Origin of the sequence: Flavobacterium crassostreae (assembly GCF_001831475.1) — a bacterium.
Classification (GTDB): domain Bacteria; phylum Bacteroidota; class Bacteroidia; order Flavobacteriales; family Flavobacteriaceae; genus Flavobacterium; species Flavobacterium crassostreae.
Map to the genome: position 1 here is coordinate 2,055,108 of NZ_CP017688.1, position 25,735 is coordinate 2,080,842.

Consider the following 25,735-nt stretch of genomic DNA (forward strand, 5'->3'; position numbering starts at 1 on the left):
TTGGATATCCAACGTGTTTTTTTTAAATGGCTGTTGGCAGTTAATTATCAAGATTTCAAAACTTTACTTTGGCATACAAAATTAGTTTTGGGAACCGTAGTTTTTGCAATAGCGTTAAAACCACCTTCAATTTCTTTAAAATTTCGAAACCCTCTTGCTTGCAATATCGAGGCTGCGATCATGCTACGATACCCTCCTGCGCAATGTAAAAAGAAGGGTTCTTTGGGATCAATGTCTTTAATCCATTGGTTTATATTGGATAGTGGTTTGCTATAGGCTTGGTCTACGTGTTCGGCAGCATATTCGGTTTCTTTTCGGATGTCTATTACGGTGCTTTGGCCTATTTTTATTTCTTGGGAAAATTCTGTTGCAGTAATTCTATGGATGCTGTCGGTTTCTTTTCCTGCTTTTGCCCAAGCGGCATATCCTCCTTCTAGATGCCCTAGCAGATTATCAAAACCTACTCGGCTCAAACGGGTAACGGATTCTTCTTCTTGGCCTATTTCGGTTACCAACAGGATGGGTTGTTTTACATCGGCAACTAAGGCGCCTACCCAAGGGGCAAAATCACCGTCTATGCCTATGTTTATGGATTGCGGTATAAAGCCCTGGGCAAATTTACCATTTTGGCGCGTATCCAAAATTAAGGCGTTTGTCTCTTGGGCAACTGCCTCGAGTTGGTCTACAGTTATGGCGCGCATTCCGTTGTTCAAAACGGTTTCAAAGCTTGCATAGCCTTGTTTGTTCATGGCTACGTTCATGCCAAAATAGGCCGGAGGTGGTAGCAAACCTTCGGTTACTTCGGCTATAAATTCTTCTTGGGTCATGTTTGCTCTTAGGGCATAGTTGGTTTGTTTTTGGTTGCCAATGGTACTTACGGTTTCTTTGCTCATGTTTTTGCCGCAGGCGCTACCGGCACCATGAGCTGGGTAAACAAGTACGGCATCTGGCAGAGTCATAATTTTGTCTCTTAAAGAATGGTATAGTGTACCGGCTAATTGTTCTTGGGTTAGGTGTGCGGCTTTTTGGGCTAAATCAGGTCTTCCGACGTCTCCAATAAATAAGGTGTCTCCCGAAAAAATGGCATGGTCTTTTCCGTTTTCGTCTCGCAACAAATACGTGGTGCTCTCCATGGTATGTCCAGGGGTGTGCAAGGCTTTTATTGTAATGCCACCCACAACAAACTCTTGTCCATCGGTGGCAATAATAGCTTCAAACTCTGGTTTGGCCGTTGGACCATACACAATTGGAGCGGCAGTGGCTTTGCTTAAATCGATGTGTCCAGATACAAAATCGGCATGAAAATGGGTTTCAAAAATATATTTGAGTTGTACCTTATCTCGCTCTAATCTCTCGAGATAGGGCTGTACTTCACGTAGTGGGTCTATTATTGCGGCCTCTCCGTTGGAAGTGATATAATAAGCTCCTTGGGCTAAACATCCGGTGTATATTTGTTCTATTTTCATGGTAGTGTTTTTAGGTATTGGTTACACAAAGGTACTGGTTGTATTTGTATTATATAGTGACTAATGTTACATATTGGGCTAGAATTTATTTAAAAAAAGAGTTCTTTGGTTATAATGTATATTCCCATAACCAATACAAACCAACCAAAGGCGGGTTTTAGTTTGGCGCCGTCTATTTTTTTGGACAATTGGGTTCCTAGCAACAAACCCAGTATGGCCATAATAGAGATTGTAAAAAGCAATTGGTAATCTAGCACAATGCCAGTTATAATATCTCCTACAAAACCCAGAATAGAATTGATACTGATGATAAAGAGGGAGGTTCCAACGGCTTGTTTTATGGGTAAATTTGCAAAAAACAACAAAGCAGGAATGATTAAAAATCCGCCACCAGCGCCCAGAAAGCCAATGATTAAACCTACCAAAAAACCGATAAAGCCCACCATTTGTAAGTTGATTTCTGGACTTGCTATTTCTTTTTTGGATTTTTGGAGCATGGATATAGAGGCTGCAATCATCAAAATGGCAAAAACCACCATAATCAACAGGTTTTTGGTCAATACCAAATAGGGCAAATCCAATAGTATATCGGGTATTAAATGCAGTACAAATTTTCGAACTAGTAATACCGAAAAGATTGAAGGTATGGCAAAGACCAATGCAAACTTAATCTTTAAATTGCCTAAGCGGTAATGGCTATAGGAGCCTATCATGGCAGTAATACCAACAATAAATAAGGAGTAACTTGTGGCTTGTTCTGGATGTATTTTAAATAAATACACCAATATGGGCACCGCTAGTATCGAACCACCGCCACCAATTAGCCCTAAAGAAAGACCAATAATTATTGAAGCCAAATATCCTAAAATTTCCATTTATACTTATTTGTTACAAAGATGGGTAAATCCAGTATTTGGTACAGTAACATTTATCACACAAAGGCTTTTATTGTAGTAGCGCAATATGGTTTCTGTACAACCGTACCAGATTGCGTTGTTCCATTTTTTTGAGCAAACGAGAAATAACCTCTCTAGAGGTGTTTAATTCTGTAGCAATTTCTTGATGGGAGAGTTTTAGGTCCAAACAGCCGCAAGCCTCGCTATGGCGTTTTAAATAAAATTCCAAACGCTCATCCATGGCTCTAAAGGCAATACTATCAATTACCTCCAAGACTTCTTCAAAACGGCTTCTGTAGGTAAAAATCACAAACTCATACCAACTGCGGTGCTCCATCATCCATTTTTCCATAATAGCAAGTGGTACCAGGATCAACTCTACATCGTCTACGGCTTTGGCCATCACCTGGCTGGTTTGGCTCTTGGAGGCACAAATCATCGAAACGGCACAGGCTTGACCCGGTTGTAGGTAATACATAAAAAACTCTCCGCCATTTTCTCCTTCTCTATAAATTTTTAATTGTCCTTTGGTAACCAATATAGTATGGTTAATGTACTGTCCAGTACGCATGATTGTATCTCCAGACTGGTAACTTTTTACCACAGCATGGGTATGGATGTCTTGGACTAAATCTGCAGAAAAATTAGGAAATGTTTTTTGGATAGTCTCTTGCATGGGGTGTTTTTTAGCAATTATAATAGTAGTAATAACGTAAAAGTACATTAAATTTTGCAGACTAGCAGCAAAGAAATACACTACTGCTACATCTAAAAAAGGATTGTTTTGCCTATAGAATAAATAGACTTTAGCCTTATCTCATCCATCCTTGGTCTATAAAATAGAAGTAATTAAAGTCTATCCAATCTTTAGAAACATAATTATCTAAATAATTCACAAATAGGTAGTTTTTAGTTTCCAAAAAACATTGTATTTTTACAAAAAACAACCACATGAATTTAACACAAACCGATTGGACTACGCAATTAGAGGCAGATACCAATGCAGTAATTTTAGATGTACGCACTGAAGATGAGTGTAATGAAGGCATTATTGAAAAGGCTATTAATATAGACATCCACCAAGGGCAAGCTTTTATAGATGCCATAGGAGCATTAGATAAAAACAAAAACTACTATGTGTATTGTCGTTCTGGAGCCCGTAGTGGTAAAGCCTGCGAAATCATGAACGAATTAGGAATAGCCAATGCTTATAATTTAACTGGAGGTGTTTTGGCCTGGAACGGAGAGCTAGTATAGCCCCAAAAATCAATTGAAATTAAAAACCGTAAGAAGATCTTGTTGTCTCTTACGGTTTTTTTAAATGTGAAGTGAATATGGCTTCAATCGAATGCCTTTTTGCAGTTTTAACTTTTCTGTATGGTTTTGTTCATTGATAATGCTACCTATGTTATAAAAGAATCGGGTTAGTTATACGGCTAAATAATAAGGATTTGTACATAAATACCCTTGACGAATCGGTAAAACATCTTTTTTTTTATGAGATAAATAAATAGCTAATTTTTTAACTTACTCATTTGTTCGAGATTTATAATCTTTATTTTACTGCCTTTTTTTTCAATTAGTCCTTCATTTTTAAATTCCGTAAGAGTACGGCTAACGGTTTCGGAAGCTGTTCCTGACAAAGCCGCAAGATCATCTCTACTGATACTGATGCTGTCAACTTCATTGTGGTTTTGTAAAAACAAACGTAAAATAGCCTCGGCAACTCTTTTTCGTACCGATTGATAAGCCAGTTGTAAAAGATATTCATCTTTATTGCGAATGTCATTGGATAGAATTTTTAGAAACTTTTCGGCAACGTCAGGATATAGCCGCAATAGTTCATCAAATTGTGCTTTAGGAAAATAACATAAGCAACTATCTTCTAGAGCAGTTGCAGTATCATCGTAGGGCTTGTTAGATAATATGATATTGGTTCCTAGAAAATCATCTGATTGGTAAATACCAGTCATTAATTCACGTCCTTCTTGGGTCATTTTGATGGTTTTTATTTTACCCGAAAGGACAAGGTACACTCCCACAGCACTATCGCCTTCATAATATAATATCTGACTTTTTTTGTAGAATCTGCTTTTTCGTTCGGCTATGATTTTTTTTAATTCGTTCAAACCATTATTTTTGGACACAAGCTTATCGAGTTTATCTAAGGACTGGCTATAAAAATGCTGCATTACATCTTTTTTCTTGAGCCTAGTTTCGATAGCGTTTAAGAGTTCTAATCTTCCAAATGGTTTTGTGAGATAATCATCAGCACCCATTTCCATTCCTTTGCGCATATCCATTCGTTCTGATTTTGCAGTAATGAAAATAAAAGGAATATTAGTGGTTTCGGGGTTTTTATTTAGTAGATACAACACACCATAGCCATCCAGTTCTGGCATCATGATATCACAAAGAATGATGTTTGGTAAAATTATTGTTGCCATTTCGACTCCTTGTTTGCCATTTTTGGCCACAGAAACCTCATAATCTGCCAATTCCAGAATTTCAACGATATTTTCTCTTATCTCATTGTGGTCTTCAATTACGAGTACTTTGTTCATTTTAATGAAAATTTTAGTGTAAATAATGTACCTATATTTAGCGTACTGCTATAGGAGATTGTACCTTCCATGAGCGTTATGTATCGAGCAACAATATTTAAACCCAATCCAGTACCTGGAATATTACCTGTATTTTGTGCTCTAAAAAAAGGTTGAAACAAATATTTTTTGTCTTCTTCTGGAATGCCAATTCCTTCATCCTGTACACTTATGGTACAATGATGATCTGTAATTTCTGTTGTAAATACGATGGTAGAATGATCCTTGGAGTATTTTATAGCATTAGTAATTAGGTTTATAACGCAATTTTTTATTAAATTTTTATCTAAATTAATTAGTCTTTGTTCGCCATAATGGGTAAATTGTATGTGCTGTTCTCCATTTGCCAATAATTGCATTTCTTCGGTAATTTCTTCGGCTAATTTTACCAAATCAAAACAAGATAGTTTTACGGGTACTATTCCTACTTCTAATTGTTCAATGTATAAAAAGTCGTTGAGTACTGTGGTCAAGTTGTTTACCGCATTTATTATTTTCCCGGCATGCCTAATGATATTGGCGTTAGCTATTGGTTCGGCATATTTTTCTATAAGTGATGCAGATAGGTGTGCGGTGCTCAAGGGCGTCCGAAACTCATGTGATGCCATGGATAAAAATCGGTTTTTTAGTGTGCTCAGATGTTTTTCTTTTTCTAAAGTTACACTTACTTTAGCTTTAGCTTTTTCAAGGTCTTTAATTGTTTTATTGAGGATCTTCGTTCGTTGTTCAACTAGTTCTTCCAAGTGAGAAGCATATTTTTTCAACTGTTCCTCATTTGCTTTTTGTTGTGTCAGGTCATGTATAAACCCAGCATAAATTCGTCTACCTGCATAGTTAACTTCGCTTACTCCAAGTTTAAAAGGAAACTGGTTTCCCGCTTTTTTTCGACCTGTGAGTTCTCTTCCAATACCTATAATATGAGCCTGACCGGTGGTTTTATAATCCTCAAGGTGTTGGTTGTGGGATTCTTGATCGTCTGATAGCATCAACATCGAAATGTTGTTGCCTATAACTTCTACTTCTGTATAATCAAAGAGTTTACATGCCGATGGGTTGATACTTTCGATCGTTCCAAAATCGTCAATAGTGATAATGCCGTCGATGGCATTATGCACTAAAGCATGTAATAGAGCAGCGTTTTCCATAACTATTTCATAGTCAAATAGTATTGGCTATTTGTAAATGTAATACTAATTAGATGGTTAATACTATCTATAGTGATATAAGTCATATATAATACTGTTGCTGCGCATTTCATTAAGCGGGTTTTGGTGCCAAATTTGCATCGGAACAAAAGAAGAAGAAAGATTCTGTTTTGTATAATTTTTTCAACAATGCATACAAATGGAAATAGATGTAAACAATCAAGAAGAGAAAAGGGATATGGAAATCACAACTGAAATACTTTTTATTTTCAGATGGAATTGGAATACCTTAAACGATACCATTAAAGTGAACGTTATAAAAGGTTGGGTAACGCTCTCAGGTGAAGTAGCATGGAATTATCAAAAAGAAGTTGCTACAAAGGAGGTTGCTAGTCTTATAGGTGTTTTGGGAGTTAGTAATAACATTAGAATACAATCTCAAAAGGATACTATAATAAACCCAACAGCACTCAAACTAGCCTTAGAAAACCATTTAGCTTTGGATTCAAAAAACATCAGAATAACGGTGTTAGGTTCCAATATAATTTTGAAAGGAATTGTTGATTCTTATTATCAAAAGGGAATTGCGGAGTGTATTGCATGGAAAACTCCAGGTGTTGTTCATATTGATAATGAATTGCTGATAGAAGAAGATTAAATAAAAAAATATTCTTTCACAATGAATGACTCATGCCTTTTTGCATCTTTTTAAATGCTCTGTCGAGACTGTATTTTTTTAAAAGTGTTTGACGTCACTTTTGAATGGAAGTAGTATCATTTCAATTAGAAATAAAGAACCTCAACTTTGTTAAAATAATTTATCAAAAATGTCCTAAAGTAAGCTATTAATAAAAACAATTAAAGCACTACAGATATGAAAACAAAAGGAGAATTACAAAAAAAGTTCAGATTGCTATTATAAAAAAGATAAAAGCAGAAAATGCAACCTAGAAACGAAGGAGGAGTAATAATGGTTCTCAAATAATTACTAAAATTCTATTTTCAAGAACGGGCTAAAAACCAATTAAGAAGCAATAAACCATGATACAAGTCAAAAAAGAAGGAGTGCTATTAAGTAAAACCATACTTCCGTTTGAAAATGAAGGCGTTCTAAATCCTGCAGTTATAAGCGAGGGGAATTTTGTCCATTTATTTTATCGTGCTGTGGCTGAAGGAAATCATTCTACTATTGGTTATTGCAAATTTGATGGTCCTTTGAGCTTAAAGAAGAGAAATAGAAAACCACTTTTAGTTCCAGAATTTGACTATGAGAGTCACGGTATGGAAGATCCAAGAATTGTAAAAATAGAAGACCTCTATTATTTAACCTATACCGGTTTTGATGGCATCAATGCCTTAGGATGTCTGGCTATTTCGAAAGACCTGATACATTTTGAAAAAAAAGGAATTATAGTACCGCAAATTACCTTTGCAGAATTTGATCAATTGGCAGAGGAAGAAAGTGCCATCAATGCTAAATATTTTCGCTACAATGAGCACACCAATAGTTTAGAAAAAGACAATAGTAAATACTTGGTTTGGGACAAAAACGTTATTTTTTTTCCTAGAAAAATTAAAGGTAATTTTTACTTTTTGCACCGCATTAGACCTGAAGTTCAGATTGTTGTAGGAGTAAAAGAGTTGAAAGATTTGACGGAAGTTTTTTATCAAGATTATTTAAAGCATTTTAATGACTATGTAGTTCTTACTTCTAAATTTGATCACGAAATCAGTTACGTTGGTGGCGGTTGCCCTCCAATCGAAACAGAACAGGGTTGGCTATTGATATACCATGGTGTTAAAGACGGGCTTGATGGTTATGTTTATTCAGCATGTGCCGCATTGCTTGATCTAGAGAATCCACAAAAAGAGATTGCTCGACTTCCTTATCCACTCTTTAAACCAGAAATTAATTGGGAATTAAAAGGCGAAGTAAATAACGTTTGCTTTCCTACGGGAGCCGTTGTTTTCAAAGATACCTTATACATCTATTACGGCGCAGCTGATGAAAGAATTGCCTGCGCTTCTGTTTCCTTTTCAGGATTGATAAATGAATTAATGCTTTATAAAAAAACAAGATGATAAACAACGTAAGGTCAAAGCAGCATGATGGATATGTAGCGCTAAACGAAACCATTTTTAGCGAAATAAATACTCCAATACAAAAACAAAATAATAATAATAATAAGTCTGAAGTCTTAATTATTACTTCCTATCCACCACGAGAATGTGGTATTGCTACCTATTCACAAGATCTAATTTTTGCATTAAACAACAAATTTGAAAACACATTTGATATAAAAATAGCAGCTTTAGAAACCAAAAACAACAAGTATAGTTATGGTAAGGAAGTGGTATCAATTTTAGAAACAGAAAATGAAAATTCGTATCGTGAACTCGCAGAACAAATTAATAACAATGCGTCTCTAGAGTTAGTTCTGATTCAGCATGAATTTGGCCTATTCAGAACCAATGAAACTGATTTTATTCAATTTTTAAAGAATATAAAAAAAAGTAGCATCATTGTTTTTCATACGGTTTTGCCAAACCCTGATACACTCTTAAAAAAAAATATAGCATTAATTAATGCCAATGTTGATTCTTTTGTAGTAATGACTAATAATTCAGCCAGATTACTACATCAGGATTATGGCATTGCAATGGCTAAAATTAGTCTGATTCCTCACGGCACACATTTAGTGAAGTACACCAATAAGGAAGTCCTAAAAGAAAAACACAATTTGTTAGGCAGGCAGGTAATTTCCACTTTTGGTTTATTGAGTTCAGGAAAATCAATCGAAACAACATTAGACGCCATGCCGGCCATTATTGAGAAAAACCCAGCTGTTTTGTTTTTGATTATTGGTAAAACGCATCCATCAGTCGTTTTAGAAGAAGGGGAAAAATATCGAGATAGTTTAAAACAGAAAATAGAAACCCTTGGCTTACAACAGCACGTAAAGTTTATCAATGCTTTTTTACCGCTTAAAGAATTATTGGAATATTTACAACTTACGGATATTTATCTTTTTACTTCAAAAGATCCTAATCAAGCCGTAAGTGGTACGTTTTCGTATGCTATAAGCTGTGGCTGCCCAGTAATCTCAACACCCATACCGCATGCAACTGAATTAGTAAAGAACAAAGGGGGAATTACGATCGACTTTGGAAACTCAAAGCAGTTAGCTAAGCAAGTAATAGTGTTATTGGATAATCCAGTTTTGTGTAAAGAAATTTCAAATAATGGGATTCATAAAATGGCTCCAACGGCTTGGGAAAACTCAGCTCTAGCACATGCAACATTATTTCAAAGATTTCTTAACAAAAAAATAAAACTACAGTATATCAAGCCCAGTATTAACTTGAACCATTTGAAAGAATTGACTACTTCATTTGCCATGATACAATTCTCGATAATCAACAAACCCGATTTAAAAAGTGGGTATACGCTAGATGATAATGCGCGAGCCTTAGTAGCAATGTGCCAACATTTTGAGTTGACCAATGATCCTGAAGATTTAGTTTATATCCATCGATATTATGAATTCATACATTTTTGCCAACAAAAAGACGGTACTTTTTTGAATTATGTAAATACCGATAAAAAATTCACGTCACAAAATAGCGAAAACCTAGAAGATTCGAACGGTAGGGCGATATGGGCTTTAGGTTTTTTGATTTCGATGTACCAATTATTACCCGAAGTATTAATCCTAAAAGCAAAGAAAACCATGCAGGATGCAATAGCAAATGCCACCGCAATGCATTCAACAAGAGCAATGGCTTTTACCATAAAAGGAATTTATTATAGTAATAAAAGAGCAATGGTTTTTGAAAACAAGAAAATAATTAAGACTTTGGCTAACAGGTTAGTACAGATGTATAGGCATGAATCTAAACCAACTTGGCTATGGTTTGAGAGCTATATGACTTATGGTAACAGCATTCTTCCCGAAGCGATGCTTTGTGCTTATTTGGCTACTGGCGAAATGAAATATAAGGAAATTGCAAAGACTTCATTTGATTTTTTATTATCCAAAATAGTTTCTCAAAACAGTATTAATGTTATTTCTAATAAAGGATGGTTACACAATGACATCGTAGTAAATAAAAAAGTAATTGGTGGCGAACAACCCATTGATGTGGCGTATACCATACTTGCATTGGCTAAATTCTTTGATACCTTTAGAACTGCTCACTACCAATACAATATGGAAACCGCATTTAGTTGGTTTTTGGGCAACAATCATTTGCGCCAAATTATTTACAATCCTTGTACAGGTGGTTGTTACGATGGATTGGAAGAAAACTATGTCAATCTTAATCAAGGAGCCGAGTCAACAGTCAGTTATCTGATGGCAAGGTTAACTATCGAAAAATACACAAGAGAAATACCAAGCAATAGGTTGCCAACTAAAAACAGCAATTTAGCACTAACCAATTGAAGTTGTGTTGCTACTAATAGAAAAATTTAAAGGAACACAAGTCCAGAAATTACCTAAAAAGCGTTACTAATAACCTAATCATTTATCAAAAACAACAACAGTATGAAACCAAAAAAATATATTTCGAAAGTATCAGAATCAGAAAGTGATAATTTAGATCGAATGAACTATCCACCTAGCGACGATATTTTTAATAAACTTACAGAAGAGCAAGATATCAATCCTGAGGATATTTCGAAAAAGAAGTTCCGCATTAAACCTAGAAACAATAAGTGGAATGAAAAGGATTTTGAAGAAGATGTTTCGGGTTCCGATTTAGATATTCCAGGTGCCGAACTCGATGATGCCATGGAACAAATTGGAAGTGAAGACGAAGAAAATAATGGTTATAGTTTAGGGGGCGATGCTCACAACAATCTGGACGAAGACCATGGCTAACATAAATCTTGGATTGAATGGTCTAAAGAATATGTACCTGAAAACTTCAAATCAATCGGTTTCTAACCAAATAATATTTTCTAGTTATTAAAAAAAATAATCATGATAGCTTTTATAAAAGAGCAATTTAATCAGGCTGGAAAATTCTCCTTATTTGTGGGAAGATTTTTTAGAGAACTACTTGTTGCTCCTTTTCAATTCAATGAATTTATTAGGCAATGTTATACCATTGGACACAAATCACTACCCCTTGTTGGTATTACTGGATTTATTATGGGGTTAGTGCTTACTATACAGTCCAGACCAACAATGACAAATTTTGGTGCAGAATCGTGGTTGCCTAGCATGGTGTCGCTTTCACTGATCAGAGAAATTGCACCTGTAATTACAGCATTAATTTGTGCTGGAAAAATTGCGTCGGGCATTGGTGCTGAACTAGGTTCTATGAAAGTAACCTCACAGTTGGATGCAATGGAAGTATCGGCTATAAACCCATATAAATATCTTGTGGTTACCCGAATTTTAGCCACAACTTTAATGGTTCCATTATTAGTAATTATTGCTGATTTAGTTGGGATTTATGGGGGTTATATTGGATATAATGTGCATGGTAAGATTGGCTTATTGCGTTATTTCTCAGAAGTTATCGAGCATCTTGATTTTCTGGATCTTTTACCAGCAACCATAAAAACGTTTTTTTTTGGTTTTTTTATAGGTGTTATAGGTTGTTACAAAGGATTTAATGCTTCAGGCGGAACCGCAAGTGTGGGTCAAGCCGCTAATTCTGCGGTAGTAACTGCTTCACTTTCAATTTTTATTTTGGATATGGTAGCAGTTCAAATAACCGATTTATTTTTCTGAAACCATGCAAGAACAAGTGCTCATAAATATCGAAAATCTTTCTAAATCCTTCGGGAAAAATAAAGTATTGAGAGGTATTAATCTAACGGTAAATAAAGGCGATAATTTGGTCATTCTAGGTCGTTCTGGCTCTGGTAAATCCGTAACCATTAAATGTTTGGTAGGATTGCTGAAGGTCGATAAAGGAAAGATAGAGGTATTTGGTACCGATGTTACAGAATTAAACTACAAAGAGCTCAATAAAATTCGCTTGAGAATTGGTTTTTTATTTCAAAATGGAGCCTTGTACGATTCGATGTCGGTACGAGATAATTTGGCTTTTACTTTAAAACATCATACGAAGGATTTATCAAAAGAAGAGGTTGAAAAACAGATTTACGAAGCATTAGAAAATGTTGGTTTAGAAGACGCTATAGATAAAATGCCTTCGGAATTATCAGGCGGTATGGTAAAACGTATTGCTCTGGCAAGAACCTTAATCATTAAACCAGAAATTATTCTGTATGATGAACCAACGGCAGGATTGGATACCATCACTGGCAAAGAAATTAGTGAGTTAATACTATCGATTCAAGAAAAATACAAAACCACTTCAATAGTTATAACACATGACATTATTTGTGCAAAAATGACAGCCAACAGAATTAGGATTCTAAAAGATGGACTGATACACGTAGAAGGAAGTTTTGAAGAACTCAAAAATAGTTCAGATGATTGGGTACGTTCTTTTTTTGAATATGAATAAGTTGTAAACACAACTATTGCTTAGATAGTACTGTTTTTAAAAATAAACGTAATGGAAAAAACAACAATTAAAACATGGAAATTAGGAATGTTCGTCCTGCTATCGCTTACAGTATTTCTGGTAACGGTATATTTTATTGGCAAAAGCCAGAATCTTTTTGGAAAAACCTTTCACTTGCAGGCAAAATTCAAGAATGTAAGCGGTCTTGAAATTGGTAATAACGTACAACTTTCAGGCATCAACATTGGCACGATAAAAGAAATTGAATTCGTGTCTGATTCTATTGTAATTGTCAATATGATTATTCGTTCAGAAGTACAACAGTATATAAAAACAGATGCTTTTGCGACCATTGGTTCTGACGGGCTGATGGGCGACAAAGTACTGATGATTGCTGCCGGAAGCATGTCACAAGTAAAGGTAGAAGATTACGCATTAATTGCCTCTAGAAAATCTGTTGACATGGAGGACTTAATGAGCGGACTCAAAAAAAGTATCGATAATGCCGAGATTATTACCAAAGAGCTATCAGAATTTAGTTATAAAATTAACAACGGAAAAGGCGCTTTATCAAAATTAGTAACCGATGAAGTATTTGCTAAAAGTATAGACCGAACCTTACAAAATCTCGAAATAGGAACTGATGAATTTGTAGTTTTTACGACGAAGCTAAACGATAAAAACGGCACGCTATCTAAACTGATGACTGACCCGGCTTATGCCAATAGCATCAAAAAAACCTTGTCGGGATTTGAAAAAAGTGCTGCCGATATAACTGTTTTTACGGCAAAGCTTAAGAATGATAAAGGGATTGTGTCCAAATTGCTTTCGGATGAAAAAATGGCCAATGCTTTAGACTCAATACTAATAAACACGCAAACAGCTACAGAAAAATTAAATGAGATTGAGGAGGCAGCAAAGCATAACTTTCTTTTAAGAGGCTATTTTAGAAGACAAGAAAAAGCTAAACAAAAAAGAGAAGATCGATAAAATAAATAATAAAAGCATTGAACAAAAATTTTAAAAAAACACATAAGGCCATGGTATTGATGCAAAGGAGTTAATAATTTAATTCATTTAAAAACAATATTGAGACTAAAAATGAAAATTAGATTTAATTGATTTATTGTTTTTGTTTTAAATAGATTAAAGTAATGAGCATCATTTTTTTACCCACGTTTCATCATTTCAATAACAGCCTTTAAGGCGCATCTTTGTTCAGAATCTAAAAGCAAAAAATGAAAAGCAATGAAGAACTAATGAAAAATGTTTTAAATGCTATCAATTGGGAACCACTTTTGCACGCTGCCGAAATAGGGGTAATGGTAAAATATGGAGTCGTAAAACTAACAGGCTCAGTAGATACGTATGCAAAAAAAGTAGAAGTCGAGAAAGCTGCTAAAAATGTAACTGGTGTCAAAGAAGTATTTGAAGATATTATTGTGGTTTGTAGAACCATGGACAAAAGAACAGATGCTGAAATCAGTACTGCTATCGAAAAAAAATTCCGTTTGAATTGGGATATTCCTACAAAAAAAATTAAAGTGATCGTAAAGAGTAGCTGGGTATTTTTGAGTGGTGAACTGGAATGGGAATATCAGAAAGAGGTTGCTACAGAGGCAGTCAAAAACCTCATAGGAATTACAGGGATTACTAACAATATCACTGTTGTTAGCTCAGCAGAAGATACCATTTTTTAGCATAATCCAAATAGCTTGGCTTTTACGCTCACACTTAAATAACTAAATTATGATGAATTATAACAATTACAGTTTTGTAGGGATGCACCTAGTATGGTGGTTTGTTTGGATGGTATTACTATTTTGGATTTTTGCGATCCCATATAATATTCCAGGACAAAAGGCAAAAAAAGATACCCCACTTGATATCCTAAAAAAGCGATATGCTTCTGGGCAAATTAGTATTGAAGAATATCAGGAAATAAAAAAAACACTTGAATTTAAATAATTTAAAATTCTAAAATCCATCGAATGAAAAAAAATATGGGATCAGTTGATAAAGCAATACGAGGCCTTTTTGCGATAGTTTTTATAGGATTGTATTTAGCAAATGTAATTACAGGAACAGTCGGGATAGCTCTTTTAATGCTTGCTGGGGTTTTTATTCTTACAAGTTTTGTGAGCTTTTGTCCATTGTATTATCCATTTGGATTCTATTCTAATAAAAAAATAAAATAGGGAAATTAAAGTTCTACTATTAATTAAAAAATTTTAGTAGCAAGATTGGAATGGTAATCACATTTTTAAATTCCAAAACCAATACATTATTACTCTAGGTTACAATTTTATAGGATTAACTACATTAAGAGCAGCTCTTTTTATTACAATTAAACAAAAAAAAAATGGCAACACAAAAAAACTTAGGCATTTGGATGGATCATGCAACTGCTAATTTAATAGATTTGAATTCAGAGAAAAACAGTAATTCTATTGATTCAAAATTCACAACAAACACAAAAGAAGAAGTACTTGCTAGAAGTGAATTTACGATGCACAACAAAGAAGAACAAATGACCGAAGCCTTCTATAAGGAAATATCAGAAAAAATTTTGAATTACAATCACGTGCTTTTATTTGGTCCAACCAATGCAAAAACAGAATTGCAGAATTATTTAAATAAGGATTTACATTTTAAAGAGATACAAATTGATGTTGAAGCAGCAGATAAAATGACGGACAACCAACAAAATGCATTTGTTCGAGAATATTTTAAAAAATAATGAAATAAGACTGTTTTAAAATATGGAATAGAGATTTCTCTGTTCCATATTTTAATGTTTAAAAATAACCATTATGGAAAAAACAAATATGGATAGTTTAGTTACTGTTTTGGCTGCGGTTGAAAAACTAGGCTTTCAATCGCAATTCGAGGTCAATGGAAAAAATTTAGTTTCCTTAAAAACAGATCAACATTTTCTATCAACCGAAGTGAAAATAGCACATTATTACCGTTTTGAAGGCGAATCCAGTCCTGATGACAGTTCCATCATGTATGCTATTGAATGTAATACAGGAGAAAAAGGAACGCTAATTGATGGCTATGGACCTAGCGCAAACCTTGAAACAGCTAATTTTATAACGACTGTAAACAGCATCAAAAAATAGTATGCAATAAAACAGTAGCCGTTGTTTTTTTAGAAAAATAGCAACTTTTTATTGAAGGTATTTTACAAATATTCAACTGTATTCTAGAAAATTAAAAGTAATATTTTAGCAATACATCAGCCTAGTCTATGAAAAAATAAAACTTTATGTCCCTCAATAAATTTAAAATTAAAGGTCTAACAGATGCCCAAGTAATTGAAGCCAGGGAAAAATACGGACAGAATAAAGTTTTTTACAAAAAGACCAATCAATTTTTAAAAGGTTTATTTATAATTGTCACAGAACCCATGACAATTTTATTATTTGTTGCTTCAACCATTTATTTTGTTAGTGGAAAAACCTCTGACGGAATTTTTTTAGCTTCAGCAATTATTTTGATAGCAGTAATTTCATCATATCAAAAAGCGAGAAGTCGCAATGCATTAGATAAATTAAAAGATTTTACAAAGCCCAAATGCAAAGTCATTCGAAATGGAGTTGTAATCAAAATTAAAACAGAAAAATTAGTACTAGGCGACAGTTTATTGGTAGAAGAAGGCGATGCAATTGCAGCGGACGGAATCATTGTACATTCGAATGATTTTTCGGTAAACGAATCCATTCTCACCGGAGAATCAATGGCTGTTACCAAAGACAAATCTAAAAAAGAAAACACTATTTTTCAAGGAACTATGGTTGCTAGCGGATTAGCCATTGCAACCATTTCGGCTATTGGTTGTGCAACTAGTTTGGGTAAAATTGGTGCTAGTCTTCAAGAAATTAAAGAAGAAAAAACTCCATTAGAATTACAGATTAACAATTTTGTTAAAAAGATGACTATTGCGGGAGCTTTGGTCTTTTTTATTGTTTGGGCAATAAACTATTTTAATTCCCGTCTATTGTTTGATAGTTTGCTAAAAGCATTAACGCTCGCTATGAGTGTTTTGCCCGAAGAAATTCCGATTGCCTTTGCCACCTTTATGGCACTTGGTGCTTGGCGTATGATGGAAAATGGAATCATTGTCAAGCAAATGAAAACGGTCGAAACCTTAGGAAGCGCAACCGTAATTTGTGTGGATAAAACAGGAACAATTACCGAAAATAAAATGAGTTTGGCCAAAATATTTACGCTAAAATCTCAAAAAACAACCCATATCGGAAATGATTTGTCAGCCGATGAAAAGCAATTAATTTCAATCTCCATGTGGGCGAGTGAGCCTGTTCCGTTTGATCCTATGGAAATAGCATTGCATGACGTATATGCAACTGAAATTGAAAAAGATCAACGTTCTCAATTTAAAATGGTGCATGAATATCCATTGTCAGGCAAACCGCCTATGATGACCCACATTTTTGAAAATAAAGCTGGAGAACGTATTATTGCCGCCAAAGGAGGTTCTGAAGCTATACTGGCAATTTCAAACATTTCTGCAAAAGAAAAAGCAGCAATTGAAGCAGCAATACAATCATTATCAACAGAAGGTTACCGTATTTTGGCTGTTGGAAAGGCATTATTTAAAGGAGATAATTTTCCTGAAAAGCAACAAGAATTTTTATTTGAATTTATAGGACTATTGGCCTTTTATGATCCACCGAAAAAGAATATTAAATCGGTTTTACAAGAGTTTTACAAAGCAGGAATAAAAGTAAAAATAATCACAGGAGACAACGCTGAAACCACTGCTTCAATAGCCAAACAAATCAGATTTATTGGTTATGAAAAATGTATCTCTGGAGATGCATTACTGCAGTTGTCCGACGAGGAACTTCAGAAACAAGTGGGAGAAATCCATTTATTCACCCGAATGTATCCCGAAGCAAAACTTAAAATCATCAATGCCTTAAAAGCGAATCAAGAAATTGTGGCCATGACTGGCGATGGCGTCAATGATGGTCCAGCACTCAAAGCAGCACACATAGGCATAGCCATGGGCAAAAAAGGAACAGAAATTGCCAAACAAGCTGCCTCATTAATTTTAATAAATGATGATTTGGCCAAGATGGTTGCTGCGGTTGCTGCTGGTCGAAAAATTTATGCCAACCTAAAAAAGGCCATACAATTCATCATTTCTATTCATATTCCGATCATCTTTACCGTATTTATACCATTGGCTTTAGGCTGGATTTATCCTAACATTTTTTCACCGATACATATTATATTTTTAGAACTAATTATGGGGCCTACTTGTTCTATCGTGTACGAAAATGAACCGATAGAGAAGAATGCAATGTCATTAAAACCAAGACCTTTTACAAATACCTTCTTCAGTTGGAAAGAACTCTCCACCAGTATTATTCAAGGAATAGTGATCACAATAGGGACATTATTTATTTATCAGTTTTCGGTGTATCAAGGTTTTAATGAACAAGTAACACGAACTATGGTTTTCTTGGTTTTAGTGACTGCCAATATTTTTCTAACCTTGATCAATCGTTCGTTCTATTATTCCATTTTTACTACTTTGCAGTACAAAAATAATTTAGTGTTCCTCATTACAGGTATTACCATTTTCATTACTGCACTATTGCTAACCGTGCAACCATTACTTGATTTTTGCTTATTCACAAAACTAAATTTGCAGCAAGTAGGCCTCGCTATCGGAGCAGGAATTGTTTCGGTACTTTGGTATGAACTGGTTAAAATTTGGAAGCGAAATTTTAAAAGGGCTTAGAAGCTAATTAGTTTTAACGGGAATGCGCAGTCCGCTTGTTTTGAGTGGACTGTTGAGAAAATTTAATATATGTTATAGCGAGAGCACATTAACAGATACCGTAACTAAAATAGATAGTGCAATTTGTTAGCGAAAACACTTTGGTTATTAAGTAAAACTTTAATCGACACTAGAAAAGGTAAAAATAAAACGTAACTAGTGAGTTCTATGTTTATTTACATAAATTAATAAAATAGTGATTAAGTTTTATTGTCGTTTGATCTAATTTTTGATTTTTAGAAATAGATTTTACTAGTCTCAAATCTTTAAAGTTACAAGTATTGAAAAGTAAATCCTTTGAAAACCAGTTCAAGGGAGATTCTATTTTTCCATCAATCAATTCTTGAATCCAATTGTTAATAGTCGAATGCCAGTATTTTCCATCTACATTCTGAACATAACCAATTATTGCACTATAATCTAAATTTACTCCATGAACATTGTGCTTAAATCGTTCAATTCCTCCAGAAAATTTAGTTGGATCACTACCCAAAACATATTCTTTTTCTCTATTACTAGGCATTGAAGTTGTTAATCGTTTAGCTTCAATAGTAAAAAAAGGAGTAGGGTCAGAAAAATGCTTAAACACACCAATATCAACTCGTCGATCTATTCCTTTTTCTTGCTTTTGTTTGGTTTCCGCTTGGAAAATAAAAGCTTGATTTTTGGAAAAATAAGTTAATGTTTTACCAAGTTGTTCATTTAAATATTCTTCAGATTCATTTACTTTACCTTTAAAATGTTTCTGAAACGTATATAAAGTTTCTTCCAGAAAAATAAGTAGCTTTTCTTTAATTGAACCTTTCTTTATTGAAGGATTTGGAACATTAGCTATTGAATTATAGTTGTCTTTTAGCATTAGTATCCAGCATTATAAAGATCAACAATAGTTTCATCAGCGTCTCTTAAAGCTATAGACTGAAGCCAGTATCTCAATTCTTTAGGTTTAATCAAATAAATTAAATTTCCATCATAAATTTTTACCACTCTATTTATCCTGTAACTAGTTCCTATCTTATTATAAACCAATTGAGCGATATGCTTTTCAATTTCATCTTCCGTTTTAAGTGTTTTAGAAAAAGTAATTTCATTTCCATATTCAAAAATATTACAAATAAAGGATTCCGTTTGATAAATACTTTTTTGAACGTATCTTTTTGATTCAGTTTCAAATAATAAATTTAAAACTTCACAAAATATTTCTCCAAAACTTATTAATTCCTTTTCAGAAGTCGATTCTAAAACTTTTACATTGGTATCTTTTCCTAAAAACTCTAAACTATAATTTAATGTATCGCTTATCAAAATTTCATCAAATTTCGTCAATTCAATTTCTCTCTCATCTTCTGGAAATGGGATACCTAAAATATCTTTCTGTAATGTGGTTTTGGTTGAACGGCTTACTCCGCTTCTAGCACTTGTAGTAAGAATATAAAATCTATAAAGCGAATTTTCTTTAATTCTATTATATACATTAGTTAATTGTTCTGTTTGATCGATAGAAGCGTGTATTCCAATAACCTCATTTTTAAAAATCATATCATAATCAAGCAAAATACAAGGAATAGAATTCTTTCCAATGTTCTTTTTAATTAATAAATGATTTTTTAAAAATATTTCTTTTTTAGTATTTCTGCTTCTTTGAAAATATTGCCTTTCACAAATATATGTTTCGTGAATTCCATTCTCATCAAAATCTGATGGATTAAATATTCTTTTATTAGTCAAGAATTCTGCAGATTTATATTTCTTTTCTTCTAAATCTTTTTGCGTAATTTGATTGTCTGTTTTTTTTCCTTCAATAACTCCATCACCATAAATCCATCCTTTTTCCTTTCTCTTGTCTAAAAAATCTTTTAAACTTTGAAAATTAGTTAGTCTATTGATAAAAGGGACTAATCTTCCGCCTCCAAGTAAATTAGATTTCCAAACAAAAGGATTTTCTAAAGCATCTGATTTAGCTACTTTATGAAAATCATAGTGGTCAATTTCAAAGTACTGACGTTCTTTGGCAGTTTTTAATTTTTTTACTGTAATGTGATAAACAGGATCGCTATCTGGTACTTTGTTCTCTAGAAAAAAGGCCGAAACTGCTACATTTTTTTCGTTTCCTTTATTTTTAAAAAGGGTATTACTCAAATAAGTAAAATCAATTATTTGAGGAATGTTATATTCAGCAAACAACCACTTTCTAAAGTTTATAGGCTTTTGAGAGTTATTATACAATAAAGGTCCAGAGGGTAAAATAAAAGATAGTAATCCTTTCTCTTTTTTTAAAAGGTTCATTCCAAGAATAGTAAATAATAAGGCGCTTTGATTATTTGGCACTTGTTCTACCAAACCTAACCCTGTTATTAAACTATTAATTTTAGGTACTTTTAGTCCATACTCTACAAATGGAGGGTTTCCTATAACTAAATCAAATTTTTTGTCTGTATTTTGAGGATACCAATCAAAAAAATCGGAGGCCACTACGTTATCGCTTAAATTATCAAATCGAAGGTTTTCCCAAATAACCTTTGGTGATAAAATATCACACAAGGTTAAACTCAAACTAAAAATAGCTAAATCAACTGCTTCATCAGCAATGTCAATTCCATAAATACTTTCCTTTAAAAGTTTTTTCAGTTCATTTAAGTTGTCTTTTCCTGGCTGAATCCATTCTCCTGTTTTTTCATGATATGATACTCTCCACCAGTCGATAATTCTCTTATAGGCTGAAACTAAAAATATTCCAGAGCCACAAGCTGGGTCTAATATTTTAAAATTCTCTTTTGGTTGATTGATAGGCATACACTCATCAATCATAAAGCTTACCAAGTAAGAAGGTGTATAAGCAACTCCTGTACTATTATCAGCCTCTAAAAACATTTCATAAATACTACTGATTAACTCAATAGGTAGATAATTAAAGGAATATAATCTCCAAAAAACAAATTGATTTTCATCTAATACTCCTGATAAAAAATCAGCTAAAGGAGATAAGTCTTTGCCTTTTATCTGCTCTTTAGAAATATCTGATAAATAAAATATTTTACCATTAAAATGATTGCTAAGGTATTCAAATAGGTTTAGCGTATATTGATTACCTTTACGAATTGTTTCTGTAAAATCAGTTGCGTATCCAAATTTTTCTTGATTGAAAAAATCAGCAGCAAAAACTCTTGTTTCATTTCTGTTTTCATCAATATCAACTCTCTCTTCTAAGTATTTAACTAAAATCCCTAAAACTAAAAGTTTACTCGCAATTGTTTTATCTAATTTTATTTTATCCAGAAATAAATTTCTTGTTTTTTTGAGTTCAGAAATAAGTTTTTCATAAGCGGTTTCACTATAACCAAAATCATATTTGGTTTGTTCCCAAAAAGAACCATTGTCAAATTTCTTAGCTGAATATTCTTTATATTTTTTTACAGCATCACCTGCAATTTTTAGCGTTTCAAAAGGAGAGACTTGTAAATTTCCACTTTTAGTGTGCTCTACAGGTTTAGATGAATTATAAAATTTTATTTCAGTTTTAGTAATTACAAGGTACAAACGAACTTCTGTACTACTCCAAACATTTTTATGTATTTCTACAACATCTTGTTCTTTTGTGGTAAAATCAAAGATATAAAGTTGTGGCTTTGAGGGTCTATTTTGATTCGGAAAATTCCTAAAATAAACAGCATCAGCTCCAATCTTTTTTGCTTTTTCAAGAGACAAGCGTTGATAATAGTTTATACTTGAATTTTCAAAATCAGATGTATGGATTAATCCAAAATATTTTCCATCAGCATTGAGCATCTCTAGCTGAGATAATCCACTAATATATTCATTTGATTGTATATCCATTTAATGATTTTTCTTTAAATACAAAAATGCAATAATTTAATTAATATTTGGATATTTGGATATGAATATTTTTTGCTTCGTGTAGTTTTATAAACCCATTTTACAATCGTATTTAGAAAACAAAAAGTTCTAACTAGCCCCGATAGTAGTGAAAATCCTCTAGTGCTGGGGTTCAGCACTAGAGATTGTAGCGAATAGCGGGACAAAAAGTTCTTATGAAAAACAATCATTCTGCTCCTAAAAAAAAACACCAATCTCTCGACTGATGTTTTCGTTACTATTTTTTCGGGTCTACATTTTTGTACTACTTTTTAGGAAAAAAAAGGGATTAGGAAATGGAACTGGTTGATTTTGGGAATCGAGTTGCTGTATTATTTAAATTCAATTAGAAATTCTTTTTTTGGAGTTCTCACTTTTTTCATGGGTGCAATCCAGTCGTTGGCTGTGTCGGCATAGCCTACATACATGAGTGAAACACTCTTTAAACCATGACTTTGTAAGCCTAATATTTCGTCCGTAACGGCATTGTCAAAACCTTCTACGGGGGTGCTGTCTATTCTAAGTTCGGCTGCTTGCGCCAACGCCAAACCTAGGGCAATATAGGATTGTCTGGCCGTGTGCGCAAAATTTTCTTCGGCAGGTTGTTTGAGATAGCTGGCTTTGAGTTGGTCTGTGTAACTTTCGAACCTTCCTTTGGGTAAGCCTCTTACTTCTGTGGTGTGATCGTAGACCTTATCAATTCGTTCAGCAGTGTAGCGATCCCAAGCGGCAAATATAATTACATGGGAACAATTGCGCATGCAATCCGGATTCAAGGCGGTTAACGCTAATTTTTCTTTGATTTCTTGGTTCTCGATCACTACCAATTGAAACGGTTGCAAACCAGACGAACTCGGGGCCAAACGTGCGGCTTCTACAATTTTATCGATGTTTTCTTGGGATACTTTTTTGTTGGCTTTATAGGCTTTTACGGCATGTCTCCAATTTAAATTTTCTAGTAAATTCATAGTTTTTCGTATTTGTTAGTATTTAAAATTCGTCTAATATTAATCTTCTTTCATTACTTCAAAACCCGAAACGACATCAAAGAGTTCTTCGTCAATGGTGCTTTGGCGCAAACTGTGGAATTGTAGACTGAGTTCTTCTAGCAATTCGCCTATATTTTTTTCGGCACGTTGCATCGCAGCCAAACGACTGGCATTTTCGCTAGCCAAAGATTCGGCACAGCCTTTGAATAAAGAGGTGAAAAGATAGGCATGAATGAGCGCCAATAGGGTAGACTCATTCCCGCCGATAAGTTGCGGAATTCGTTTTGTAGGCCATTTTATGGCTGTATAGGATTGTCGCCATTTTTCATCCAAAGGCAATAAGCGTTGCATCGCAGGCTTGTAGGCCGCGCCCGATAAGGGTTGGTTGTGAAAGATGTAAATCTCATTGGTTTTGTTTTTATTGAAAATCGCTTCACTTTGCACTAAAATTTTTTCTACCAATGGGGTTATGGCATTCACAGATCCAGGAACCGAAAAGGTTTTTGCGGTATCATACCCCATATCCGAAAGCAACAATTGCACTCGTTCGCCTACGGCCCATATTTCTTTTCGGCCTTCGATTTCTTGAAGGGATTGGGATACAAATTCGGCAAGAGAATCGTTAAACCGCCCCACCAACCCTTGGTCTGAACCAAAAACTAGAGCACAAACAACCTTGTCTTTGTTGGCGATGGGGGCGTTATTTTCGATTATGGGATTGCTTTTTTCTTTTCCCAAATACGCAACGATGCCCAACGAAACCGTTTGATAATAATCACCAAGGGAACGCACTGCCGTTTCGTATTGCCCGATATTGGAAGCTGCTACTGCTTTCATGGTTCGTACCACCGATTTAAGATCTTCGGCACCACTCAATTTTCTGCGTAAACTTTCCTGTGTATCCATTAGTTTCTGTTTTGGTCCGTCTGTGTTTTTTCTTGAAAAGGGGCAATGGCCTCTTTTGCTAGTTTTAAAATTGCTTCGTGGTCTGCATTACTTAATTCGTTATCTGAAAATAAACGTTTTACTAAATCAAAATTTAGTTCTGTACCTATTTTTCGCAAGATCGTTTCGGCTTCTTGCATTTTGGCAATGGGTACGGTATCAAAAAGTTCGGCTGTCAAGGCCAACAAAACGACCATTTGTTCGGGTACCGATAGCGGTTGTAATTCTTGTTGTTTGAAACAAATTCGGATTCGTTTTCCGTGCTCGATGATTTTCTTGGTGTCTTCATCCATGCGTGTACCAAAGCGCGAAAAAGTTTCTAATTCTTCAAACTGTGCGTAGGCCAATTTTAGATTTGCTGTTATGGAACGATAGGCTGCTAGTTGCGCTTTGCTTCCCACACGCGAAACCGATTTACCCACATCAACAGCGGGTAGAATCCCTAGTTCAAACAAGGTAGGCGAAAGATAAATTTGACCATCAGTAATCGAAATCAGGTTGGTGGGAATGTAGGCCGAAATATTTTGAGCTTCGGTCTCAATAATCGGCAAAGCCGTCAGTGAGCCGCCGTTGAGTGCATTATTTAAATGCGTGGATCTTTCTAATAATCTCGAATGGATATAAAAAATATCACCCGGAAAAGCTTCACGCCCAGGAGGTCTTCTTAGCAAAAGAGAAAGTTCACGATAGGCACGTGCATGATGCGTAAGATCGTCATACACAATGAGTACATCACGACCTTGTTCCATAAAATATTCGGCGATGCTGGTGGCGGCATAAGGCGCAATGTATTTTAGTCCAGGGGCATTGTTTCCTTCGGTTGCCACGACAATGGTATATTCCATGGCTCCTTTTTCTTCCAGATTGGCAATTACTTTGGCAATGGATGATGCGCGTTGCCCGATGGCACAATACACGCAAAGCACATTTTTACCTTTTTGGTTTATAATAGTGTCAATGGCGATGGCTGTTTTGCCTGTTTGGCGGTCGCCTAAGATCAATTCGCGTTGCCCACGACCAATGGGAATCAAAGCATCAATCACTTTAAGTCCGGTTTGTAAAGGGACCGAAACTGTAGCCCGTTCCATAATCGCATGAGCCGGACGTTCGATAGGCAGGCGTTTTGTAAAACCAATAGCCTTTTTGCCATCTACGGGCTCTCCTAACGGATTAATCACTCTCCCAATTAAGGTATTGTCTACCGGAATATCCGTGACTCGGCCAGTACGTTCTACTTCATCACCCACATTTATTAGGGAATCTTCACCCAAAAGAATCACGCCAATTTCATCTTCGTCAATATTATACGCTATTCCGAATATACCATTTGGAAATTGCAAGAGCTCTTCGAAACCAACACCCGGAAGCCCAGAAACTTTGACAATACCTGCCGATACCCTGATTACTGTTCCTATTTCGCGAGGGGTAAATGACAAGCTGTGTTGTTCTCTGCCTTCGTTTAATAGCTCGAATGTAGTATGGATCGTTTTAGTAAATTGATTGAGAGGCATCGT

24 protein-coding genes are annotated in these 25,735 nt (G+C 34.6%); 14 read left to right on the top strand and 10 right to left on the bottom strand.

Annotated elements, in window-relative coordinates; translation table 11 throughout:
• Positions 1-47: 47 nt before the first annotated feature.
• The 3 genes from LB076_RS09195 to LB076_RS09205 all read right to left on the bottom strand — a co-directional run bounded on the left by LB076_RS09195 (position 48) and on the right by LB076_RS09205 (position 3,038).
• Entirely contained in the window at positions 48-1,466 is a 1,419-nt protein-coding gene (locus LB076_RS09195; protein ID WP_066331082.1) for an MBL fold metallo-hydrolase, read from the bottom strand.
• Positions 1,467-1,555: 89 nt separating this feature from the next.
• Positions 1,556-2,341 (bottom strand): sulfite exporter TauE/SafE family protein, encoded by a 786-nt coding sequence (locus LB076_RS09200; protein ID WP_066331079.1) that lies wholly within the window; start codon positions 2,339-2,341, stop codon positions 1,556-1,558.
• A gap of 70 nt (positions 2,342-2,411) precedes the next feature.
• The gene (locus tag LB076_RS09205; RefSeq protein WP_066331770.1) at positions 2,412-3,038 is read right to left on the bottom strand and encodes a Crp/Fnr family transcriptional regulator; all 627 of its coding nucleotides are present in this window, start codon (positions 3,036-3,038) and stop codon (positions 2,412-2,414) included.
• A 275-nt stretch (positions 3,039-3,313) separates the two neighbouring features.
• On the opposite strand from LB076_RS09205, the gene LB076_RS09210 reads away from it, so the two are divergent.
• Positions 3,314-3,619 (top strand): rhodanese-like domain-containing protein, encoded by a 306-nt coding sequence (locus tag LB076_RS09210; RefSeq protein ID WP_066331076.1) that lies wholly within the window; start codon positions 3,314-3,316, stop codon positions 3,617-3,619.
• Positions 3,620-3,876: 257 nt separating this feature from the next.
• Here the strand turns inward: LB076_RS09210 and LB076_RS09215 are convergent, their stop codons facing one another.
• Together LB076_RS09215 and LB076_RS09220 are read right to left on the bottom strand one after the other, a co-directional pair.
• A complete protein-coding gene (locus LB076_RS09215; protein ID WP_066331075.1) occupies positions 3,877-4,926 on the bottom strand; it encodes a response regulator in 1,050 nt (349 codons plus the stop codon).
• Positions 4,923-6,110: a PAS domain-containing sensor histidine kinase gene (locus tag LB076_RS09220; protein WP_066331071.1), complete on the bottom strand. Its 1,188-nt coding sequence runs from the start codon at positions 6,108-6,110 to the stop codon at positions 4,923-4,925. Before LB076_RS09220 ends, LB076_RS09215 begins: the two co-directional genes overlap by 4 nt.
• Before the next feature lie 199 nt (positions 6,111-6,309).
• Between LB076_RS09220 and LB076_RS09225 the strand changes: the two genes are divergently transcribed.
• The 13 genes from LB076_RS09225 (at position 6,310) to LB076_RS09285 (ending at position 18,375) form a co-directional block, all read left to right on the top strand.
• Complete coding sequence (locus LB076_RS09225) at positions 6,310-6,768, top strand: BON domain-containing protein (RefSeq protein ID WP_066331069.1); 459 nt, start codon at positions 6,310-6,312, stop codon at positions 6,766-6,768.
• Between the two features lie 383 nt (positions 6,769-7,151).
• Positions 7,152-8,192: a glycoside hydrolase family 130 protein gene (locus tag LB076_RS09230; RefSeq protein WP_066331066.1), complete on the top strand. Its 1,041-nt coding sequence runs from the start codon at positions 7,152-7,154 to the stop codon at positions 8,190-8,192.
• On the top strand, positions 8,189-10,555 hold the full coding sequence (locus LB076_RS09235; protein WP_066331063.1) for a glycosyltransferase: 2,367 nt from the start codon (positions 8,189-8,191) through the stop codon (positions 10,553-10,555). Before LB076_RS09230 ends, LB076_RS09235 begins: the two co-directional genes overlap by 4 nt.
• Before the next feature lie 162 nt (positions 10,556-10,717).
• Positions 10,718-10,993: a hypothetical protein gene (locus tag LB076_RS09240; RefSeq protein WP_232505645.1), complete on the top strand. Its 276-nt coding sequence runs from the start codon at positions 10,718-10,720 to the stop codon at positions 10,991-10,993.
• Between the two features lie 102 nt (positions 10,994-11,095).
• Positions 11,096-11,854, top strand: a complete 759-nt coding sequence (locus LB076_RS09245) for an MlaE family ABC transporter permease (protein ID WP_066331059.1) — start codon at positions 11,096-11,098, stop codon at positions 11,852-11,854.
• Positions 11,855-11,858: 4 nt separating this feature from the next.
• A complete protein-coding gene (locus tag LB076_RS09250; protein ID WP_066331057.1) occupies positions 11,859-12,599 on the top strand; it encodes an ABC transporter ATP-binding protein in 741 nt (246 codons plus the stop codon).
• Between the two features lie 51 nt (positions 12,600-12,650).
• A complete protein-coding gene (locus LB076_RS09255; RefSeq protein WP_066331054.1) occupies positions 12,651-13,589 on the top strand; it encodes an MlaD family protein in 939 nt (312 codons plus the stop codon).
• Positions 13,590-13,837: 248 nt separating this feature from the next.
• Entirely contained in the window at positions 13,838-14,299 is a 462-nt protein-coding gene (locus tag LB076_RS09260) for a BON domain-containing protein (protein ID WP_066331050.1), read from the top strand.
• A 49-nt stretch (positions 14,300-14,348) separates the two neighbouring features.
• Complete coding sequence (locus LB076_RS09265) at positions 14,349-14,567, top strand: SHOCT domain-containing protein (RefSeq protein WP_335583355.1); 219 nt, start codon at positions 14,349-14,351, stop codon at positions 14,565-14,567.
• A 23-nt stretch (positions 14,568-14,590) separates the two neighbouring features.
• On the top strand, positions 14,591-14,797 hold the full coding sequence (locus tag LB076_RS09270) for a YgaP family membrane protein (protein ID WP_066331046.1): 207 nt from the start codon (positions 14,591-14,593) through the stop codon (positions 14,795-14,797).
• A 164-nt stretch (positions 14,798-14,961) separates the two neighbouring features.
• Complete coding sequence (locus LB076_RS09275) at positions 14,962-15,339, top strand: hypothetical protein (RefSeq protein ID WP_066331044.1); 378 nt, start codon at positions 14,962-14,964, stop codon at positions 15,337-15,339.
• 73 nt (positions 15,340-15,412) lie between these two features.
• Positions 15,413-15,724: a hypothetical protein gene (locus tag LB076_RS09280; RefSeq protein WP_066331042.1), complete on the top strand. Its 312-nt coding sequence runs from the start codon at positions 15,413-15,415 to the stop codon at positions 15,722-15,724.
• Between the two features lie 146 nt (positions 15,725-15,870).
• Positions 15,871-18,375, top strand: coding sequence for a cation-translocating P-type ATPase (locus LB076_RS09285; protein WP_066331039.1), 2,505 nt, complete (start codon positions 15,871-15,873; stop codon positions 18,373-18,375).
• 211 nt (positions 18,376-18,586) lie between these two features.
• Here LB076_RS09285 and LB076_RS09290 read toward each other — a convergent pair whose 3' ends face one another.
• From LB076_RS09290 to LB076_RS09310, 5 genes are all read right to left on the bottom strand, one after another.
• Entirely contained in the window at positions 18,587-19,273 is a 687-nt protein-coding gene (locus LB076_RS09290; protein ID WP_066331037.1) for a hypothetical protein, read from the bottom strand.
• Entirely contained in the window at positions 19,273-22,248 is a 2,976-nt protein-coding gene (locus tag LB076_RS09295) for an HsdM family class I SAM-dependent methyltransferase (protein ID WP_066331035.1), read from the bottom strand. Before LB076_RS09295 ends, LB076_RS09290 begins: the two co-directional genes overlap by 1 nt.
• 371 nt (positions 22,249-22,619) lie before the next feature.
• Positions 22,620-23,255 carry a nitroreductase family protein gene (locus LB076_RS09300; RefSeq protein ID WP_066331033.1) on the bottom strand — a complete coding sequence of 212 codons (636 nt, stop codon included), beginning with the start codon at positions 23,253-23,255 and terminating at the stop codon, positions 22,620-22,622.
• A 39-nt stretch (positions 23,256-23,294) separates the two neighbouring features.
• On the bottom strand, positions 23,295-24,182 hold the full coding sequence (locus LB076_RS09305) for a F0F1 ATP synthase subunit gamma (protein ID WP_066331027.1): 888 nt from the start codon (positions 24,180-24,182) through the stop codon (positions 23,295-23,297).
• Positions 24,182-25,732, bottom strand: coding sequence for an alternate F1F0 ATPase, F1 subunit alpha (locus tag LB076_RS09310; RefSeq protein WP_066331025.1), 1,551 nt, complete (start codon positions 25,730-25,732; stop codon positions 24,182-24,184). Before LB076_RS09310 ends, LB076_RS09305 begins: the two co-directional genes overlap by 1 nt.
• Positions 25,733-25,735 lie beyond the last annotated feature (3 nt).

What these genes read in the sequence shown, in the direction of transcription:
- LB076_RS09250 (WP_066331057.1), top strand. Translation starts at nt 11,859, where the DNA reads ATGCAAGAACAAGTGCTCATAAATATCGAAAATCTTTCTAAATCCTTC.
- LB076_RS09195 (WP_066331082.1), bottom strand. Translation starts at nt 1,466, where the DNA reads ATGAAAATAGAACAAATATACACCGGATGTTTAGCCCAAGGAGCTTAT.
- LB076_RS09300 (WP_066331033.1), bottom strand. Translation starts at nt 23,255, where the DNA reads ATGAATTTACTAGAAAATTTAAATTGGAGACATGCCGTAAAAGCCTAT.
- LB076_RS09295 (WP_066331035.1), bottom strand. Translation starts at nt 22,248, where the DNA reads ATGGATATACAATCAAATGAATATATTAGTGGATTATCTCAGCTAGAG.
- LB076_RS09265 (WP_335583355.1), top strand. Translation starts at nt 14,349, where the DNA reads ATGATGAATTATAACAATTACAGTTTTGTAGGGATGCACCTAGTATGG.
- LB076_RS09245 (WP_066331059.1), top strand. Translation starts at nt 11,096, where the DNA reads ATGATAGCTTTTATAAAAGAGCAATTTAATCAGGCTGGAAAATTCTCC.
- LB076_RS09205 (WP_066331770.1), bottom strand. Translation starts at nt 3,038, where the DNA reads ATGCAAGAGACTATCCAAAAAACATTTCCTAATTTTTCTGCAGATTTA.
- LB076_RS09220 (WP_066331071.1), bottom strand. Translation starts at nt 6,110, where the DNA reads ATGGAAAACGCTGCTCTATTACATGCTTTAGTGCATAATGCCATCGAC.
- LB076_RS09255 (WP_066331054.1), top strand. Translation starts at nt 12,651, where the DNA reads ATGGAAAAAACAACAATTAAAACATGGAAATTAGGAATGTTCGTCCTG.
- LB076_RS09210 (WP_066331076.1), top strand. Translation starts at nt 3,314, where the DNA reads ATGAATTTAACACAAACCGATTGGACTACGCAATTAGAGGCAGATACC.
- LB076_RS09290 (WP_066331037.1), bottom strand. Translation starts at nt 19,273, where the DNA reads ATGCTAAAAGACAACTATAATTCAATAGCTAATGTTCCAAATCCTTCA.
- LB076_RS09230 (WP_066331066.1), top strand. Translation starts at nt 7,152, where the DNA reads ATGATACAAGTCAAAAAAGAAGGAGTGCTATTAAGTAAAACCATACTT.
- LB076_RS09275 (WP_066331044.1), top strand. Translation starts at nt 14,962, where the DNA reads ATGGCAACACAAAAAAACTTAGGCATTTGGATGGATCATGCAACTGCT.
- LB076_RS09280 (WP_066331042.1), top strand. Translation starts at nt 15,413, where the DNA reads ATGGAAAAAACAAATATGGATAGTTTAGTTACTGTTTTGGCTGCGGTT.
- LB076_RS09225 (WP_066331069.1), top strand. Translation starts at nt 6,310, where the DNA reads ATGGAAATAGATGTAAACAATCAAGAAGAGAAAAGGGATATGGAAATC.
- LB076_RS09215 (WP_066331075.1), bottom strand. Translation starts at nt 4,926, where the DNA reads ATGAACAAAGTACTCGTAATTGAAGACCACAATGAGATAAGAGAAAAT.
- LB076_RS09270 (WP_066331046.1), top strand. Translation starts at nt 14,591, where the DNA reads ATGAAAAAAAATATGGGATCAGTTGATAAAGCAATACGAGGCCTTTTT.
- LB076_RS09305 (WP_066331027.1), bottom strand. Translation starts at nt 24,182, where the DNA reads ATGGATACACAGGAAAGTTTACGCAGAAAATTGAGTGGTGCCGAAGAT.
- LB076_RS09235 (WP_066331063.1), top strand. Translation starts at nt 8,189, where the DNA reads ATGATAAACAACGTAAGGTCAAAGCAGCATGATGGATATGTAGCGCTA.
- LB076_RS09200 (WP_066331079.1), bottom strand. Translation starts at nt 2,341, where the DNA reads ATGGAAATTTTAGGATATTTGGCTTCAATAATTATTGGTCTTTCTTTA.
- LB076_RS09310 (WP_066331025.1), bottom strand. Translation starts at nt 25,732, where the DNA reads ATGCCTCTCAATCAATTTACTAAAACGATCCATACTACATTCGAGCTA.
- LB076_RS09260 (WP_066331050.1), top strand. Translation starts at nt 13,838, where the DNA reads ATGAAAAGCAATGAAGAACTAATGAAAAATGTTTTAAATGCTATCAAT.
- LB076_RS09240 (WP_232505645.1), top strand. Translation starts at nt 10,718, where the DNA reads ATGAACTATCCACCTAGCGACGATATTTTTAATAAACTTACAGAAGAG.
- LB076_RS09285 (WP_066331039.1), top strand. Translation starts at nt 15,871, where the DNA reads ATGTCCCTCAATAAATTTAAAATTAAAGGTCTAACAGATGCCCAAGTA.